Genomic DNA, 17,486 nt, shown 5'->3' on the forward strand with positions numbered 1-17,486 from the left:
CTGGTCAGGGCACCTCTCCGCCGGCCTCCGGGCCGAGCGGACGGGCCGGGGTGTGCTCGGCGGGCGGCTTCCCGCGGGTTTCCGGGGCGAAAACCCAGCCCAGCGCGGCCACCAGCAGGATCGCCCCGCTGATGACGAACGCCCAGGAGAACGACAGGTACTGCGCGATCAGCCCGACCAGCAGTGAACCGCCGATCGAGCCGACATCGGCCATCATCTGGAAGGTCGCCACCGCGGTCCCACCCCGCGACTTGCTGCCCACCACGTCGGCGACGGCGGCCTGCTGCGGGGAGACGAAGATGCCGGTCGCCGCGCCGGCCACATAGGCCGCCGCCATGAACACCGGCAGCGAGGACGTGAAGCCCACCAGCGCGGTGGACAGCGCCGCCAGCGTCAGCCCGAAGATCAGCAGCTTGCGCCGCCCCAGCCGGTCCGACAGGTACCCGCTGGGGATGACGACGGAGATGTTGCCCACCGCGAACGCGGTGAGCGCCAGTCCCGCCACCCCCGGGCTACGGCCCAGCACCTCCACGATGAACAGCGGTACCAGCGCGATCCGCAGCCCGAAGGAGGCCCAGCCGGTCGCGAAGTTCGACAGCAGCGCCGCCTTGTAGGCGCGGTGGGCGAAGACTGTGCGGAACGGCACCGGCGGGCCGTCCTGCTCGTCTGACCCGGTGACCACCGTCGAATGGCGCAGGCTGACGAACACCACGGTCGCGGCGACCAGCAGGGCCGCCCCGTAGATCAGGAATGGTGCCGCCAGACCGAACCCGGCCGTCAGCGCGCCCAGGATCGGTCCGCCGACCGAGCCGATCATGAAACCCGAGGAGAACAGCCCGGCCACCCGTCCGCGTGCGTCGGCCGGGGAGATGCGGATCATCAGCCCCAGCGAGGACACCGTGAACATTGCCGAGCCGATACCGCCGAGGGAGCGGAACAACAGCAGCTGCCAATAGGTTTCGGCGAGCGCACAGGCGGCTGTGGACAGCGCGACGATGATCAGGCCGCTGATGTAGATCCGGCGCTCACCCCAGCGCTGGACCAGCAGGCCCGCCGGTGGCGCACCGGCCAGCCGCATGATGGCGAAGGCGGTGATGACGAAGGTGGCGGCGGCGATGCTGACCCCGAAGTGTCGGGCGTACTGCGGCAGCACCGGAGCCACCACGCCATATCCCAGCGCCACCACGAAGTTGGCCGCGACCAGGACCCACACCTCACGCGGCAGGCGGGGCTTCTGGTGCGACGTACAGTCGTCCTCCGTTCGAGAGCTCACCCGATGACTGTATTGACCACCGATTTGGCGGCCTCCTGCACCTCGGCCAGATGCTCCGGCCCTTTGAACGACTCGGCGTAGATCTTGTAGACGTCCTCGGTGCCCGACGGCCGCGCAGCGAACCAGGCGTTCTCGGTGGTCACCTTCAACCCGCCGAGGCCCGCCCCGTTACCGGGCGCCGCGGTGAGCTTGGCGGTGATCGGCTCACCGGCCAGCTCGGTGGCGGTCACCTGATCGGCCGACAGCTTGGCCAGCCGGGCCTTCTGCTCGCGGTCGGCCGGCGCGTCGATGCGGGCGTAGGTCGGCGCGCCGTAGCGCTCGGCCAGCTCGGCGTAGCGCTGCGACGGTGTCGAGCCGGTGACCGCCAGGATCTCCGAGGCCAGCAGGGCCAGGATGATGCCGTCCTTGTCGGTGGTCCAGGTGGTCCCGTCGGTGCGCAGGAAGGATGCGCCCGCGCTCTCCTCGCCGCCGAAACCGATTGTCCCGGTGACCAGTCCGTCGACGAACCACTTGAACCCGACCGGCACCTCGACCAGCGTGCGGCCCAGTCCGCCGACCACCCGGTCGATGATCGAGCTGCTCACCGCGGTCTTGCCGACGGCGGTGTCGGGCGACCAGCCCGAGCGGTGGGTGTAGAGATAATCGATGGCCACGGCCAGGTAGTGGTTCGGGTTCAGCAGGCCACCGTCGGGGGTGACGATGCCGTGCCGGTCGGAGTCGGCGTCGTTGCCGGTGGCGATCTGGTAGGAATCGGGGTCGTCGTTCACTTTCCGAAGAAGCCCAGCCATGGCGTTCGGCGAGCTGCAATCCATCCGGATCTTGCCGTCGGTGTCCAGCGTCATGAACCGCCACGTCGCGTCGACGAGCGGGTTCACCACCGTCAGGTCAAGCTGGTGGGTCTCGGCGATGGCCGCCCAGTAGTCGACGCTGGCCCCGCCCAGCGGGTCGGCACCGATCCGCACCCCCTGGGCGCGGATGGCGTGCAGGTCGACGACGTTCGGCAGGTCGGCGACATAGGCGTTGAGGTAATCGTGGCGCTGCGCGGTCTGCAGGGCCCGCGCCAGCGGGATCCGCTTCACCGCACGCAGACCGTCGCGCAGGATCTCGTTGGCGCGCTTGGCGATCACACCGGTGGCGTCGCTGTCGGCGGGCCCGCCGTTGGGCGGGTTGTACTTGAAGCCGCCGTCGCGCGGCGGGTTGTGCGACGGGGTGACCACGATCCCGTCGGCCAGATCGGCGTCCCTGCCCCGATTGAACGTCAGGATCGCGTGGCTGACCGCGGGGGTCGGGGTGTAGCGGTCGGCGGCGTCGATCATCGCGACGACATCGTTGGCGGCCAGCACCTCCAGCGCGGACACCCAGGCCGGTTCGGACAGGGCGTGGGTGTCGCGGCCGATGAACAGCGGCCCGGTGGTGCCCTGCGCGGCGCGGTACTCGACGATGGCCTGCGTGGTGGCCAGGATGTGCGCCTCGTTGAACGCGCCGTCCAGCGCCGAGCCGCGGTGCCCGGAGGTCCCGAACACCACCTGCTGGGCGACGTCCTCGGGGTCGGGCTGCACGGTGTAGTACGCGGTGACCAGATGTGCGAGGTCGACGAGATCTTCGGGCTGTGCCGGCTGCCCGGCTCGCGGATTGGCCACCATGACCTCCATCCTTGCCTACCCGCGGGGCCGATGTCTCGTCGTCCTCGCAAGCCCGTCACAAGTTCTCCGCAAGTGGACACCGACAAGGTGATCGGCATGAACAGCTCTGGACACAAAGCCCAACTCGCCGCGGTGGAACCCGACCTCAGCGGCATCCTGCTCGCCCACCGCGCCATGGTCACCGACATCGGTCGCCTCGCCGACCTGACCACCGCGATCGCCCAGCGCCGCACGCCGTGCACCGTCAAACGCGCCCGCGCCATCAACCGCTACCTGGAGCTGATGTGCGAGTCGATCCACCATCACCACACCATGGAGGACGATGTGCTGTGGCCGATCATCGAGTCCTCGGCGGCCGGGCTGGTCGACCTGACCGAGCTCACCGACGACCACGCGGCCCTGGACCCGCGGCTGGACGCCCTGCGCGCGGCGGCCGCCGCGTTCGCCCGCTCCGGCGACACCGAGCTGGCCCGGCCGCTGGCCGCCGGCCTGGCCGATCTGCACCGGCTGCTGCACGCGCACATCGCCGACGAGGAGCGTGAGCTGTTCCCGGTGATCCGCCGGCACGTCTCGGTGGCCGACTGGGAGGCGGTCGAGACGGCGGCCCGCAAGACCGGCCGGCTGTCCTTCGACGGGCCGCGCGTGCTCGCGGTGGCCACCGACACCGAACGCGCCACGATCGCCGCCGGGGTGCCGGGGCCGCTCATGCTGTTGCTGCGCTACCTGGCGGCACGGCACGCCCGGTTCGACCGCGCGGTGTTCGGCTGACACGTCCTGCCCGGCCGGCGAAACGCGCGTACCCGGGGCCCGCGAGCCCCGGGTACGCGAGTTTCGCGCAACAGCAGCGTCAGGGGCGCAGCGCCCGCGCGGCCACCCGCAGGCGTTCGGTGAGCTCGGCGGCGGCCTGCCGGTACCGCGCCGCCCGCTCCGGCTCACCGCAGGCCTCGGCGAGAGCGGCCAGCGCCGCGTCGACCGGGCCGGTGAGCAGCGTGCCGTTGTCCAGTCCGGCGAACCGACCGGAATACGGGATCAGCTCCCCGGCGGTGCGGCGCGCGACCTCCAGATCCCCGATGGCGACGGCGGCGTGCACCCGCAGGGTGGCCATCGCGACGAAGTAGAAGGACCGTTCGATCGGTAGCCGTTCGGCCCAGATCTGCCGGGCCTCTTCAGTTCTGCCGGCCTGCATCAGCGCCAGCGCGGCGCCGTCGGCGATGATCTTGGAGGCGAACCGGTGCACGGCGACCAGATCGTCGGCCATCGGCGCCAGGCTGCCGCGGACCAGGTTCGCGGTGACCCGGCCGACGATGCCGATGTGGGTGCCGTTGGCGACACCGTATTCGGCCAGCTTCGCCGACACCTCGCCGTAGGCCTGCTCGCCCTCGTCGACATCACCGGCCAGGATGGCCAACTGGGCGCGGAACGCGTCCAGCACACCGAGCAGGAAGCCGAGCTGGCCGGTACCGGCCCGGGCGACCGCCTGATCGACATGTGCGGCCGCCCCCGCCAGATCGGACCGCCCGGACGCGTCCAGGAAGGCCAACCAGTGCGCCACCGCCTGGTGGTCCACCGCGTCGAGTTCCTCGGCGACCGACAGCATCTCGGCGACAACGCGTTCCCGCTCGCCGGCCAGATCGGGTCCCAGGCACGCGAACGCGCGGACGTTGAGCACCGCCAGCAGCAGCCGCCGGTCATCGAGGTCGCGCACCGTCTCCCACGCCTCGGTGCAGGCCGCCAGCGCGGCATCGTGCTCGGCGCCCTCCAGTTCGGTGAACAGCGTCAGCAGCAACCGGATCCGGACCGCGGCGGGCTGTTCGCGCGCCAGCACCCGGCGCAGTGGATCGACGATGGCCGGATCGATGACGTCGCCGACGCGCACCCGCCAGACCAGCGGACTGTGTGACGCGGTCAGCGCCTGCACGGCCAGCGCGTCATCGTGGCCGACGGCAACCATGGTGTGGTGCAGCTCTTCTCGTGATCCGAGGGCGTCACCGGCCTGGGCCAGCGCAGCGATCAACCCGCAGCGGGCCGTGCTGGCGGTGGCCTGGTCGGCGCCGGCCAGGCCGAACATCCGCACCGCGGCGCGCCATTGCCGGGCCGCCTCGGCGGGGGCGCCGACGGCGTCGGCCTCGGCCGCGGCGTTGATCGCGAAACCCGCCGCCTCCAGCGCGGTGTCGGCGGTGGCCGCGGCGACCGCGTGATAGGCCAGCGACGCGGCATCGGCGGCGCGCACCCGCAGCAGCTCCAACGCCGCCGCGTGTAACCGGCCGCGGCGCAGCACCGAGGTGTCCTCGTAGAGCGTGTCGCGGATCAGGTTGTGTGCGAACCGGATCCGGTCCGGTGCGGGTTCCTCCAGCAGCCCGGCCAGCACCGCGGGCTCCAGCGCGTCGAGCAGCTCGTCGTCATCGCTGCGGGCCAACTGACCGAGCAGGGTGAGGTCGACCTCGCGGCCGAGCACCGCGGCCTGGCGCAGCGCGGTCGCGGTCTGCGGTGGCAGCCGGGCCAGCCGGCGGCGCACCACATCACCCACGCCCACGGGCACCGCGCCGTGTGCGGCGTCCACCCCCTCGGCGACCATCAGGCGGGCCAGCTCGCGGGCGAACAGCGGGTTACCGCCGGTGCGTTCCCGCAACAGCCGCAGCGTCTCCCGGGTCACCGCGACCAGCCCGCAGTCGGTGGCCAGCTGGGTCAGCGCGGTGTCATCGAGACCGCTCAGCAGCAGATGGGCGGCGGTGTGATTGGCCAGCGCCGCCCGGGCCTGGCCGAGTTCGGCACCGGATTCCGACGGTCGGTAGGTGCCGATCACCAGTACCCGGTGAGTGGCCAGCCGGTCGGCGGTCAGCCGCAGCAGTTCCAGGGTCAAGCCGTCGGTGCGGTGCAGATCATCGAGCACAATCAGCAGCGGCGCACGACCGGCGTTGTGGGCCAACACCTCTGCCAGGGCATGGGCGATCCAGAAGGCACCGACCTCACCGGTCGGTGGCGCCGAGTGCAGCAGCGGCGCCAGCGCGGCGGACTGCGTTTCCGACAGCGTGGACGTGAACGCCGTCAGCACCTCGGTCCATGCCCAGCCCGGCGGTGCACCGTCGACCTCGGGGCTGCGACCGGCGGCCACCGTCCAGCCCGCCTCGCGCAGCCGCCCGGCCGCGGTGTCGACCAGTGTGGTCTTACCGGCCCCGGCCTCCCCGCCGATCCACACCACCTTCAGGCCGGCGCCCGCCGCGGTGGCGGCCGCGGCGATCGCGGCGAGCTCCTCGGTGCGCCCGCGGGTCGCACTCGTGGTGGGCACCTCGTGCGGTGCCGCGACGGCGACCGGCGCCAGCTGGATCGGGTCGAGATGGTCGGCCTGGCGCAGGATGTCTGTTTCCAGATCGCGCAGCGCGCGGCCCGGCTCCAGCCCCAACTCGTCGACCAGGTATCCGGTGGTGCGCCGCAACACCTCCAGTGCCGCGACCTGATGCCCGCCGCGGTAGTGCGCGGCGGCCAGCAGGCCGGCGGCCGCCTCCCGGGCCGGGTGGTCGCGCACCACCGGCTCCAGGGCCCGCACCACCGCGGCGTGATTGCCCAGCGCCGCCTGCGCGGCCGCGTGGGCCTCCACCGTCGCCAGCCGCAGTTCGGTGAGTCGGGCCACCTCCGGGGCGGCCCACAGCGCGTCGCGCACCTCGGCATAGGGGTCACCGGTCCAGGCCGCGACCAGATCCTCCAGCAGCGTGGCCCGTTGCGGTGACTGCTCGGCGGCGGTGATACCGGTCTCCAGCGCCCACACGTCGACATCGGCATCCGGCAGCCGCAGGCAGTATCCGGGTGCGGCGCTGACGATCACCCGCGCGGCGGCGCGGCGTTCCCGGCCCGGTTCGAGCACCCGGCGCAGATGGGAGATGTAGGCCTGCAGCGCGGCCAGCGCCTTGGGCGGCGGCTCCCCAGCCCACAGGTCCTCGATGAGCCGGTCGACCGAGACCACCTCGCCGCGCGCGAGCACCAGCCGCAGCAGCACCGAGCGCTGCTTGGGGCCACCGAGATCCACCGGGGTGTCGCCCACCCATGCCCGCACCGGACCCAGGACGCGGATCCGCACCGGCCGAAGATCCTGCGCTGTCATGGTGTGCCGACCTTATCGGTAGCGCCGGGTGGCTACATACTTTGCGGGTGGCGCTCACCGATCGGCGGGAACTGGCCGCTGTCTTCGTGGGCGGCGGGGTCGGCACCCTGGCGCGGGCCGGCCTGGTGCACGCGCTGGCGGTGCCGCCGGGGCACTGGCCGTGGGCCACCTTCGTCGTCAACATCCTCGGTGCCGCACTGCTGGGCGTGGTGGCTACCCGGCTGGCCGGCACCGATTACCGGCGTTCACTGCTGGGCACCGGGTTCTGCGGCGGACTGACGACGTTCTCCACCATGCAGGTGGAGACGGTCACCATGCTGGAGCACGGTCATCACGCGCTGGCGGCGGGATACACCGCTGGCAGCATCGGTTTGGGCCTGCTCGTGCTGCAGGCGGCCACGGCGCTGACCCGGCGGGTATGGCCGTGACCGTCTGGATCGGTGTGTTCGTCATCGGCGGCCTCGGCGCGGTCTGCCGCATGCTGGTCGACCGGGTGGTGTCGCGACGGGTGCGCATCGGCTTCCCGATCGGGACTCTCACGGTGAACGTCAGCGGGGCCTTCCTGCTCGGGTTGCTCAGCGCGCTGGCGCTTGACCCGCACATAGCGCTGCTGGCCGGCACCGCCTTCGTCGGCGCCTACACCACCTTTTCCACCTGGATGCTGGAGACGCAACGGCTCGCCGAGGAACCTCGCCGGCCGGCCGCGGTGCTGAACATCGTGGTCAGCGTGGCCCTGGGACTGTTCGCGGTATGGCTGGGTCAGCTGCTCGGCACGCGCCTCGGTGGCGGGTAGCACATGAGGTAAGCCTACCCTGAGGAAATTCTCAGGTGTAGGGTCGCCGAACATGGAAATGTCACAGTCCGAAGCGGTGAACCCTCAGCTCCTGGCAATCCTGCGCGACGACCTGAACATCGACGTCAGCCGGGTCAGCCGGGACTCCCGACTGGTCGACGACGTGGGCATGGACTCGGTGGCATTCGCGGTCGGCATGGTGGCCATCGAGGACCGCCTCGGCGCGGCGCTGGACGAGGAAGATCTGCTCAACTGCGAAACCCTGGGCGATCTGGAGAAGATCGTGCTGGCCAAACTGCCTGCCGATCAGGCGAACTCGTGACGGGTGCGCCATCGGTCCTGGCGCAGGCCCTCACCGCGTCGATGACCTCGACCGACCGGGCGTTGGCCGTCCTCGACACCGAGACCGGCACCTGGAACCGTCATCCGTGGGGTGAGATCCATGCCAGGGCCGAGAATGTGGCCGCGCACATCTGTGACAGCGGAGCAAACACCATCGGCCTGGTCGGCGACCCGACCGCCGAGTTCATCTCGGCTGTCCCGGGGGCGTTCCTGGCCGGTGCGGGGGTGTCGATCCTGCCCGGACCGGTCCGCGGTGCCGACCCCAAGCGCTGGGCCCGCGCCACCCTGGACCGGTTCGCCGGTATCGGGGTGCGCACCGTGTTCAGCCACGGCACGCATCTGCGCGAACTGAGCGCGGCCGACAGCCATCTCGCCGTGCACGATGTCAGCCGCATCGCGCACGCGCAGCGCTCCCATACGCATACCGGGACGGTCGGGTCCGCCGATGTCGCCGTGCTGCAGGGCACCGCCGGGTCCACCGGCACCCCGCGCACCGCACAGCTCTCCCCCGAGGCGGTACTCGCCAATATCGGCGCCCTCGTGTCCCGGGTCGAGGTCACCGGCGCCGACTGCGGGCATTCCTGGCTGCCGCTCTATCACGACATGGGGCTGTCCTTCCTGCTGACGATGGCGCTCTCGGGTGCCGAGCTGTGGCAGGCGCCGACGACGGCGTTCTCCGCGCAGCCGTTCGGGTGGCTCAAGTGGATCACCGAGAGCCGGGCGACGCTGACGGCCGCGCCGAACATGGCCTACAACATCGTGGGCAAGTACTCCAGACTGGTCAGCGATGTCGACTTCGGCACACTGCGGTTCGCGCTCAACGGCGGTGAGCCCGTCGACTGTGACGGCAGCCGGCTCTTCGCCCAGGAGATGGCCCGCTTCGGCCTGGACCCCGGCGCGCTGGCACCGTCCTATGGGCTGGCCGAATCCAATTGCGCGGTCGCGGTTCCCACGCCGGGCAGCGGTTTGCGGGTCGACGAGATCCAGGTGGTCACCGACGACGGCGGCTACGTGCGCAAGCACGCCGTGCTGGGACACGCCATCGACGGGATGGAGATGCGCATCGTCAGTAGCGACCGGTTCTCCGGCGGGGTGTCCGACCGGGAGGTCGGTGAGGTCGAGATCCGCGGCACTTCGATGATGCGTGGTTATCTCGGCGAGGCCGCCGTCGACCCCCAAACCTGGTTCCCCACGGGGGATATCGGCTATCTACTGGACGACAGCCTGGTGATCTGCGGGCGCGCCAAGGAGATCATCACCGTGGCCGGGCGCAACATCTTCCCGACCGAGATCGAGAACGTCGCGGCCCAGGTCGACGGTGTGCGCGCCGGCGCCGTCGTCGCCGTCGGTACCGACGGCCCCACCACCCGCCCCGGTCTGGTGATCACCGCCGAGTTCAAGGGCGCCGACGAGCCCGCCGCCCGGACCGCCATGGTGGCGCTGATCGCCTCCGAATGCGGCGTGGTGCCCGCCGATGTCGTGTTCGTCCGGCCCGGTTCGCTGCCACGGACCTCCTCGGGCAAGCTGCGCCGCCTCGAAGTCAAACGCAACCTGGAGGGTGCCGGGCAATGACAGTGCTCAACGAGTCGCCGGCCACCACCTCGCTGCAGGAGTTCGAGGAGCTGCTCGACCGGGTCTTCGACGACCGGGTGCGGGACTGGACCGCCGAGGCCGAGCGCACCGGCACGTTCCCCCGTCAGCTCATCGAATACCTGGGCCGCGAAGGCGTTTTCAGCGCGAAGTGGGGTGACGCCCAGCAACCCGATGTGGCCAAGGTGATCGCTCTGGCCCTGCGCCTGGGCAGGCTCGGCTCCGCCGGGATCGCGGTCGGGGTCAGCCTGCACGACTCGGCGATCGCACTGCTGCGCCGGTTCGGGCGCTCCGACCACCTGCGCGCCATCTGCGAACAGGCCATCCGCGGGGAGACCGTGCTGTGCGTCGGCGCGTCCGAGGAGTCCGGCGGATCGGACCTGCAGATCGTCGGGACCACCGTGCGGTCGGTGCGCGACGGCTTCGCGGTCACCGGGGTCAAGAAGTTCGTATCGCTCTCGCCCATCGCCGATTACGTGATGGCCGTCGCCCGCAACGTCGACAACGATCCCACCAGCAGGCACGGCAACGTCGTCGTCGTCGCGGTGCCGCTGCGGGATCCGGGAGTGCAGGTGCGCACGCCCTACAACAAGGTGGGTGCGGGCCCGTTGGACACCGCGGCCGTGCACATCGACACCTGGGTGCCGGCCGACGCGCTGGTCGCCCGCGCCGGCACCGGGCTGGCCGCGATCTCCTGGGGGCTGGCCCACGAGCGGATGTCGGTGGCCGGCCAGATCGCCGGCAGCTGCCAGCGGGTGCTCGGGATCACGTTGGCGCGCATGATGAGTCGCAGCCAGTTCGGGCACACCCTCTACGAACACCAGGCACTGCGGATGCGGATGGCCGACCTGCAGGCCCGGGTGGACCTGCTGCGGCACGCGCTGACCGGTATCGCCGCCGGCGGCAAGCTCGACCTGCGCACCGCGGCCGCGATGAAGGTGTGCGCGGCCCGCCTCGGCGAGGAGGTGGTCTCGGAGTGCATGCACATCTTCGGCGGCACCGGATATCTGGTCGACGAGACCCCGCTGGGCCAGTGGTGGCGCGACATGAAGCTCGCCCGCGTCGGCGGCGGTACCGACGAGGTGCTGTGGGAACTCGTCGCCGCCGCCATGAAACCCGATTACGACGGCTACGCCGCGATGATGGGCGCCACCCCCTGACGCGTGCGGGGCCCCTCGCGAGCAGACGCTGATACCCCCGGAATCGGCACCTTTCAGGGGTACACGCGCGTGCTCGGTGACTAACGCAGGGCCGGAATGTCTTCGGGCGTGCGCGGAAACACGTACAGCGCCATCTTGCGGTTCGCCATCTGGTGCTCACCCAGGAACGTGCAGCCCACGTATTCGACGAGCCGCCGCGCCCCGGTGTTGCGGTGATCCGGGTCGAACATCACCCGTCGGCACTGTGGTTCCCGTTCGAAGATATCGGCCATCAGCTTGGGCAGCATCAGCGGCGCGATGCCGCGGTTGACCAGCCGGGTGTCGGCGATCGCCGCGTGCACGCCGAGGTCATACGGATCCGCCTCGTACCGGGTGGCGATGGAATCCTTTGCCGCCCTGTACACCTCGACATAGCCGATGTCCTCACCCTTGCGGCTGGTGAGGAACGGCCGGGAGAACGTCCCGGCCAGTTGGGCTTTGAGGTACAGCCGCCAGCGCTCCGGTGGCCAGGCGTACTCCCAGGCCTCGGCCAGGTGCGGCAGGTTCATCCATCCCGAGATCAGCTCGGCGTCGGTGTCGGGATCGACGAGGCGCACGTCGTACGGATCTTTCACGGTGGGCGTGCACGGCGGGCCGACCAGACGCACCTCATCGGGGAGGTCGGTCAGCTCGCGCGGCAGGATCGGCAGCGGCTCGTCAGTCTCGATCATTTGACAGCGAAGCCTACCCAACGGCGTGATCTTGGGGTCGCCTACATACCTGGCCGTGCCCGCTCCCACCCATGATGCGATCGTAGGGACATGACCCGCGATCAGGTCGAGGAATTACGAAGGTGGACCGACGCCGGCGCGCACTGGCAGGTGGTGGCCCGCTCCCCCGGCCGGCTGACGATCGCGCTGCTGCGCTGCGACGGCGGTGAGGAGGTCGAGCGGTTCACCTCGGCCGACCCGGCTCTGCTGGCTTACGTCGGATCCCGGGAGGGTTCGGCTTAGAGTCACGTCGTGCAGATACCGTTCCTCGACCGGCGCGCCCCGCGTCCCGCGCCCGTGCAGGACGCCCAGGCGGATTCCGCCGAGGAGCTGGAGAACGTCGAGGCGCTCACCGCCGATCTGCCCACCGCCGATCCGGCGCTGGCCCTGCAGAAGATGGAGAACCGGCTGGTCCGGCTGCACCTGGGGATGCCCGATGTGCTCAGCGACGATCAGCTGCGCCGGCTGCGCTACCTGCTGAACTTCGCCAAGCTCTCCGATTTCGAGCCCGGTGCGGCCGGGCCGGGCGGCAGCCGCGGGCGCGGTGATGTCGCGGTCGGCCCGGAACTGACGAATTGGCGCGCCCGGGTGGGTAACACGCTGCACGGCCCGCTGCGCGAGGAACGGGACGCGCTGACCGCGCTGCGCGACGCCCGCCACATTCTCGGTGCCCTGTCCGACGAGCAGGATGAGCAGCGCCGCACGCTCGCCGAGCGGCACGCCGACCGGTTCTCGATGGACGAGCTGGACGCCGAGGTGGGCCACAAGAAGCTGGTCACCGTCCTCGGTGGTGGCGGCGGCGCCGGGTTCGTCTACATCGGCGGCATGCAGCGGCTGCTGGAGGCCGGGCAGGTGCCCGATTACATGATCGGCTCGTCGATCGGGTCGGTCATCGGGGCGGTGATGGCCCGCTCACTGCCCGTGCCGATCGAGGAGTACGTGGCCTGGGCGAAGACGGTGTCCTACCGCGCCATCCTCGGTCCCGAGGAGCTGCGCCGCCGGCACGGGTTGACCGGGATGTTCTCGCTGCGCTTCGACGAGTTCGCCCACGCGCTGTTCACCCGCGAGGACGGCGAGCAGATGCGGATGTCGGATCTGGGCATCCCGTACGAGGCGGTGATCGCCGGGGTGCGCAGGCAGCCGTTCGCCGCACTGCCCGCGAAGTTCCGCCATCAGGAGCTCGCGGTGCTGCGGTTGCGCACGCTGCCGTTCCTGCCGATCGGGATGGGGCCGGAGGTGGCCGCCCGGATGTGGCAGGCCGCGGCGTTCATCGACTCCCGGGTGGTCAAGGCCATCGTCGTCGGCGGTGACGATCTGACTCGGGATTTCAATGTCGTTGACGCGGCGTCCTTCTCGTCGGCAATTCCCGGTGTGCTGCACCATGAGACCCGCGATCCGCGGATGGTGCCGATCCTCGACGAGATACTGGCCACCCACGATGTCGGCGCCATCGTCGACGGCGGGACCGCCAGCAACGTCCCGGTGGAGTTGGCCTGGAAGCGCATCCGTGACGGCCGGCTCGGCACCCGCAACGCGTGCTATCTGGCCTTCGACTGTTTTCACCCGCAGTGGGATCCGCGGCATCTGTGGCTGGCGCCCATCGCACAGGCCATCCAGTTGCAGATGGTGCGCAACCTGCCCTATTCCGATCACGTCGTGCGGTTCGCGCCGACGCTGTCCCCGGTGAACCTGGCGCCCTCGACCGGTTCGATCGACCGGGCCTGCGGCTGGGGGTACAAGCGGGTGGACAAGGCGATCCCGGTGACATCGGCTCTGCTGCAGCCGGTCTGGTGGGAGTATCGGGTGCCGACTGCCGGCAGCCGGGCCGCCCGCGACAAGGCCACCCCGATGAGCACCGTGCTGTCGGAGGCGCAGCGCCCGCGCAACCGGTTCGAACGGTGGCGCGACCGCTACATCACCTGATGTTCAGCTAGAGGTCGCTGGCATCGTCGGGGACGTCGACGGCGTACTCGGCGAGCACCTCGATGGGGACGATGTTCAGCGTGCGTTCGTGGGTGCACGCCATCACCACCGGGGCGGCGTAGCCGTCCTGGTAGGCGCGCAGCCAGTTCACCGCCGTCACACACCAGCGGTCACCGGGCACCAGCCCCGGGAAGCGGTACTGCGGCATCGGGGTGCTCAGGTCGTTGCCGATGGAGCGCTGGTGTTCCAGGAATTCGGCGGTCACCACGGCGCAGATGGTGTGCATGCCTGCATCTTCCGGGCCGGTGGAGCAGCAGCCGTCGCGGTAGAAGCCGGTGACCGGATCGCTGCCGCACGGTTCCAGCGGGCCGCCCAGCACATTCAGTTCGGGGTGTTCGGGCATGACCCCATCATGCTCGCCGGGCTCACAGCGTGGTGACCGCCACCCCGTTCACGGTCACACCGATCAGCTGGTACAACCACGCCGCGGCGTTGGTGTAGGCCGTCGCGATCGCATTGGACCGCTGAAGTGCCAGGTTGCGGAAGGTGATGCCGCTGACGGTGGCCCCGTTCTCGGTGATCATCGCCAGGATGCGCCCGGCACTGGACGGGGTGCCGCTGACGGTCAGACCCTCGATCGTCACGTTGCGCACGCTGGTGCCGGCGTTGCCCGCGTACACCAGGACCGCGCCGTGCACGACGGTGGCACTGGTGTTCGCGTTCGTGACGGTGCCGCCCAGGATGCGTACCCCGTCCACCGACCGGGTGTTGTAACTCGGTTCGGTGGCGATGTAGACACCGGCGGAGTCGGTATCGCGCACGGTGATGTTGTTGTAGGTGATGTTCGTGCCACCGACGACGCTGATGCCGCGCCCCCAGGTGGTGCCGTTGACGGTCGGGTTGTTGACCACGATGTCGTGGCTCACCCCGCCGGTGTCCGGGTTGTAGGAGACCACCGCGACCCCGTCGTCACCGGTCCATTCGGTGTAGGGATTGTTGACCACGCCGTGGTGCGAGCCGTTGGTCATGTGGATGCCGTCGGCCCGGGAGCGGATCACCCGGACGTCGTTGAGCTCGAAATAGCCTGCGTTGTCGACATATATCCCGGCGCCGGCCGAACCGTTGATCGTCACATCGGTGACGGTGACGTGGTCGGCCATGATCACCAGCTTGTGGTGCTGGGGGGCGTAATAGCGCGGACCGGTCAGCGCGGCGCCGAGCGTGATGTCGTGCAGGGTCACCCCGTCGGCCAGGATCTGCACCGAGGAGGTGTTGTCGTTGGTCGCGTACAGCGTCGCACCGTTGCCGTTGATGGTCACCCCGGGCACCCGGATCGTGAGAACCCCGGAGTGTCGGTAGATCTGCGGGGCCAGGGTGAGGGTGTCACCGGGTTTGAGCGCGTCGAACATGCCCTGCAGCAGTCCGGTGCTGTCCCCAGGCACGGTGGTGGTGCTGGGCTCGATGGTCACCGTGACCGCCACGGTGGCGGTGCCGGTGCGGCCGTCGTTGGCGGCGACGGTGAAGGTGACGGTGTCGACGCCGGGTGTCTGCGCTGCGGCATCGCGGGCGGCCTGGGTGGGTGTGAAGGTGTATCCACCCTGGGCATTGATGAGCAGCGTGCCGTTGCTCGGGGCCTTGGTGACGGTGTAGGTCAGCGGGTCGCCGTCGGGGTCGGTGAAGTTGAGCTGCCCGTTGACGATCCCGGTCGCCGGGTTGGGCGCGCCGATGGTCGGGACGCCGGCGGTGGGCGCGGTGTTGCCGCGGGTCAGGCTCAGGGTGCGCAGCGAGTTGTCCACCATGTCGGTGATGTAGATCTGGCTGCCGTCCGGGCTCAGCGCCAGTCGGTGCGAACCGTTTTCGGGTGAGCCGTCGATGGTCACCGTGCGCAGCACGGCGCGGGTGGCGGTATCGATCACCGAGATGGTGTCGCGGCCGTTGGCGACGTAGAGCAGGCTGCCGTCCGGGCTGAGCGCGATGCCCTGCGGTTGGCTGCCGACGGTGATGGTGCCGACCACCGACCGCGTGCCGGCGTCGACGACCGAGACGGTGCCGCTGCCGTGATTGGTGACATAGACCCGCGATCCGTCGGCCGAGGCCACCAGTTCCGACGGGCTCGCGCCCACGGTGATCGGATTGCCGACGACCGTGTTGCTGGCGGTGTCGATGACGGTGACGGTACCCGCACCGGTGTTGGCGACGTAGAGGCGCGACCCGGCCAGCACGATGCCGCCCGGTTTGGCGCCGACGGCAATGGTGGCGACGATGCTGTTGGTCGCGGTGTTGATCACCGAGACGGTGTTCTTGCCGTTGTTGGTGACGTAGATGCGGCCGCCGTCGGCCGAGACGTCGATACCGTAGACCTGGCCGCCGTTGGTCGTGATCTTCTGCACGACAGTGTGGTTGGCGGTGCTGATCACCGATATCGCGTTGCTGCCCCCGACGTACACCCGGGTGCCGTCATCGCTCAACGCGATCGCCTTGGGCGAGCTGACCACCTTGACGGTGGTGGTCGCACCGGTGACCCGGTCGATCACCGAGACGGTGTTGCTGCCGGCGTTGGCGACGTAGATCTTGCCCGCCGACACCGCGACTCCGGCCGGGCTCCAGCCCACCCCCTTCGAGGAGGGCCCCGACAGCGCGGACGGCAGTACCGGCACGGTGACGGTCACCGTGCTGGACAGCGTGCCGTCGCCGACGGTGACGGTGAAGGTGTCGTAGTCGGCGGCCGCGGTGATGCCCGCGGCCAACCGTGCCGCGGTGGTCGGTGTATAGGTGAACGCCCCGGTGGCGGGATGTACGGTGACCGTCCCGCGGCCGGGTCCGGCGGAGACGTTGTAGCTCAACGGGTTCGGTCCGGTGCCGTTGATGGCGCCGGTGACGGTGCCGGTGTTCTGGTCGGGGGTGCCCTGGGTGGGGGTGGCCGAGGGCGGTATGCCGGTGACGGATTCGAGTAGCAGTACGTCCTCGGTCTGGCGTCGGGTCCAGGCCAGCAGCGCCAGCGCTGCCGGCGTCTCGACGGGGACGTCGGGGGTGCCGTCGGCGGATTGGCGCGAGGTGGCGGTGGCCGCCGCCGTGACCGGCGCGGCGATCTGCTCCGGGATGACGACCTCCGGGATGGCCGGCGCCGCAGCGGGACCGGGCGCCGCCGGTGCGGTGACGGGTGCCTCCGGCGCGGCGGGGGTCACCGCGCCGGCATCATCAGCGGAGGCATCGGCGGCGGTCAGGGAGGCGTCGAACGTCTCGGATGCGGCCGGCTCGGCCGCGGGGCGCGGTGTCGTCTCGCGGCAGGTCGTGCAGGACAGTGGACTGCGGGCGGTGCGCTTGCGGATACCCGGCTGTGAGCGCGGCCCCTGCGGCATTTCGGCCTTCGGCCCGTCGGTGCCGGGCTCTCCGGCACCGGGTTCATCGGCACCGGGTTCGTCGGTGCCGGGCTCGCCGCTGTCGGGCTGCTCGGCGTCCGGGGTGCCGCCATCCGGGGTGTCGACGGGGCGGCCCGGCCCGGCGTCTGCGGAACCACTGCCCGCACCGGCATCCGGCGCAGACGGCGATCCACCACCCGACGACGGCGAGGCCGGCGCGGAGGTTCCGGCTCCCTCGCCGTCGGTGGACGCCGATGCGATTGCCGGGCTGCCGATCACCGCGTAGCCGATACCGAGCGCCACCGCCAGCACCCCGATACGGCCGATATGCGTTGCGTGAACCGTTGCCATCAGTCAGCCAATCAGAGTGGGAGGCGCACCTCGTATTTGATTGTTCCGTTCGAAATCATGGCCAAGTTCTCACCGAAATGCATGTCATTCCAAGGAAACTCCACCCAAATTGCCTGCTCAGGGCGCCATCAACGAATGGCCGTCGCGGATTGAATAGCGCAGCTACAAATTTGCTGAAAATGGCGTTCTGCGCGAAGTATGCGGAAT

The 17,486-nt window shown here is 70.2% G+C and carries 14 protein-coding genes; 8 read left to right on the top strand and 6 right to left on the bottom strand.

Translation table 11 applies throughout. The features are described from left to right. Positions 1-4 precede the first annotated feature (4 nt). Together BST17_RS24915 and pgm are read right to left on the bottom strand one after the other, a co-directional pair. Positions 5-1,273, bottom strand: coding sequence for an MFS transporter (locus tag BST17_RS24915; protein ID WP_083061585.1), 1,269 nt, complete (start codon positions 1,271-1,273; stop codon positions 5-7). Beyond that, the gene (gene pgm, locus BST17_RS24920) at positions 1,270-2,916 is read right to left on the bottom strand and encodes a phosphoglucomutase (alpha-D-glucose-1,6-bisphosphate-dependent) (RefSeq protein WP_083061617.1); all 1,647 of its coding nucleotides are present in this window, start codon (positions 2,914-2,916) and stop codon (positions 1,270-1,272) included. Before pgm ends, BST17_RS24915 begins: the two co-directional genes overlap by 4 nt. 96 nt (positions 2,917-3,012) lie before the next feature. Between pgm and BST17_RS24925 the strand changes: the two genes are divergently transcribed. Continuing rightward, positions 3,013-3,684, top strand: coding sequence for a hemerythrin domain-containing protein (locus BST17_RS24925; protein WP_234807814.1), 672 nt, complete (start codon positions 3,013-3,015; stop codon positions 3,682-3,684). A 79-nt stretch (positions 3,685-3,763) separates the two neighbouring features. On the opposite strand, the gene BST17_RS24930 is transcribed toward BST17_RS24925, so the two are convergent. Then, positions 3,764-7,012 carry an ATP-binding protein gene (locus tag BST17_RS24930; protein ID WP_083061587.1) on the bottom strand — a complete coding sequence of 1,083 codons (3,249 nt, stop codon included), beginning with the start codon at positions 7,010-7,012 and terminating at the stop codon, positions 3,764-3,766. Positions 7,013-7,059: 47 nt separating this feature from the next. Between BST17_RS24930 and crcB (BST17_RS24935) the strand changes: the two genes are divergently transcribed. Genes crcB (BST17_RS24935) through mbtN form a run of 5 tightly spaced genes read left to right on the top strand, consistent with a single transcriptional unit; the run spans position 7,060 to position 10,897 of the window. Continuing rightward, the gene (gene crcB / locus BST17_RS24935) at positions 7,060-7,440 is read left to right on the top strand and encodes a fluoride efflux transporter CrcB (protein ID WP_109750288.1); all 381 of its coding nucleotides are present in this window, start codon (positions 7,060-7,062) and stop codon (positions 7,438-7,440) included. Next, positions 7,431-7,805, top strand: coding sequence for a fluoride efflux transporter CrcB (crcB, locus tag BST17_RS24940; RefSeq protein WP_083061588.1), 375 nt, complete (start codon positions 7,431-7,433; stop codon positions 7,803-7,805). The genes crcB (BST17_RS24935) and crcB (BST17_RS24940) overlap by 10 nt, the downstream gene beginning before the upstream one ends. 52 nt (positions 7,806-7,857) lie before the next feature. Then, positions 7,858-8,127: an acyl carrier protein gene (locus tag BST17_RS24945; RefSeq protein ID WP_083061589.1), complete on the top strand. Its 270-nt coding sequence runs from the start codon at positions 7,858-7,860 to the stop codon at positions 8,125-8,127. Positions 8,128-8,144: 17 nt separating this feature from the next. Then, complete coding sequence (mbtM, locus tag BST17_RS24950) at positions 8,145-9,719, top strand: long-chain-fatty acid--ACP ligase MbtM (protein WP_109750290.1); 1,575 nt, start codon at positions 8,145-8,147, stop codon at positions 9,717-9,719. Continuing rightward, the gene (gene mbtN / locus BST17_RS24955) at positions 9,716-10,897 is read left to right on the top strand and encodes a mycobactin biosynthesis acyl-ACP dehydrogenase MbtN (RefSeq protein WP_083061591.1); all 1,182 of its coding nucleotides are present in this window, start codon (positions 9,716-9,718) and stop codon (positions 10,895-10,897) included. Before mbtM ends, mbtN begins: the two co-directional genes overlap by 4 nt. A gap of 80 nt (positions 10,898-10,977) precedes the next feature. On the opposite strand, the gene BST17_RS24960 is transcribed toward mbtN, so the two are convergent. Beyond that, complete coding sequence (locus tag BST17_RS24960; protein ID WP_083061592.1) at positions 10,978-11,607, bottom strand: GNAT family N-acetyltransferase; 630 nt, start codon at positions 11,605-11,607, stop codon at positions 10,978-10,980. 90 nt (positions 11,608-11,697) lie between these two features. On the opposite strand from BST17_RS24960, the gene BST17_RS24965 reads away from it, so the two are divergent. Both BST17_RS24965 and BST17_RS24970 read left to right on the top strand, forming a co-directional pair. Further along, positions 11,698-11,889 (top strand): hypothetical protein, encoded by a 192-nt coding sequence (locus BST17_RS24965; protein WP_083061593.1) that lies wholly within the window; start codon positions 11,698-11,700, stop codon positions 11,887-11,889. Positions 11,890-11,943: 54 nt separating this feature from the next. After that, positions 11,944-13,569 carry a patatin-like phospholipase family protein gene (locus BST17_RS24970; protein ID WP_234807816.1) on the top strand — a complete coding sequence of 542 codons (1,626 nt, stop codon included), beginning with the start codon at positions 11,944-11,946 and terminating at the stop codon, positions 13,567-13,569. Between the two features lie 7 nt (positions 13,570-13,576). Here the strand turns inward: BST17_RS24970 and BST17_RS24975 are convergent, their stop codons facing one another. Continuing rightward, a complete protein-coding gene (locus BST17_RS24975; RefSeq protein ID WP_083061595.1) occupies positions 13,577-13,972 on the bottom strand; it encodes a DUF2237 family protein in 396 nt (131 codons plus the stop codon). A gap of 22 nt (positions 13,973-13,994) precedes the next feature. After that, positions 13,995-17,279 carry a cadherin-like domain-containing protein gene (locus BST17_RS24980; RefSeq protein WP_133053592.1) on the bottom strand — a complete coding sequence of 1,095 codons (3,285 nt, stop codon included), beginning with the start codon at positions 17,277-17,279 and terminating at the stop codon, positions 13,995-13,997. Positions 17,280-17,486 lie beyond the last annotated feature (207 nt).

Source organism: Mycolicibacterium bacteremicum (genome assembly GCF_002086115.1).
Lineage (GTDB): Bacteria > Actinomycetota > Actinomycetes > Mycobacteriales > Mycobacteriaceae > Mycobacterium > Mycobacterium bacteremicum.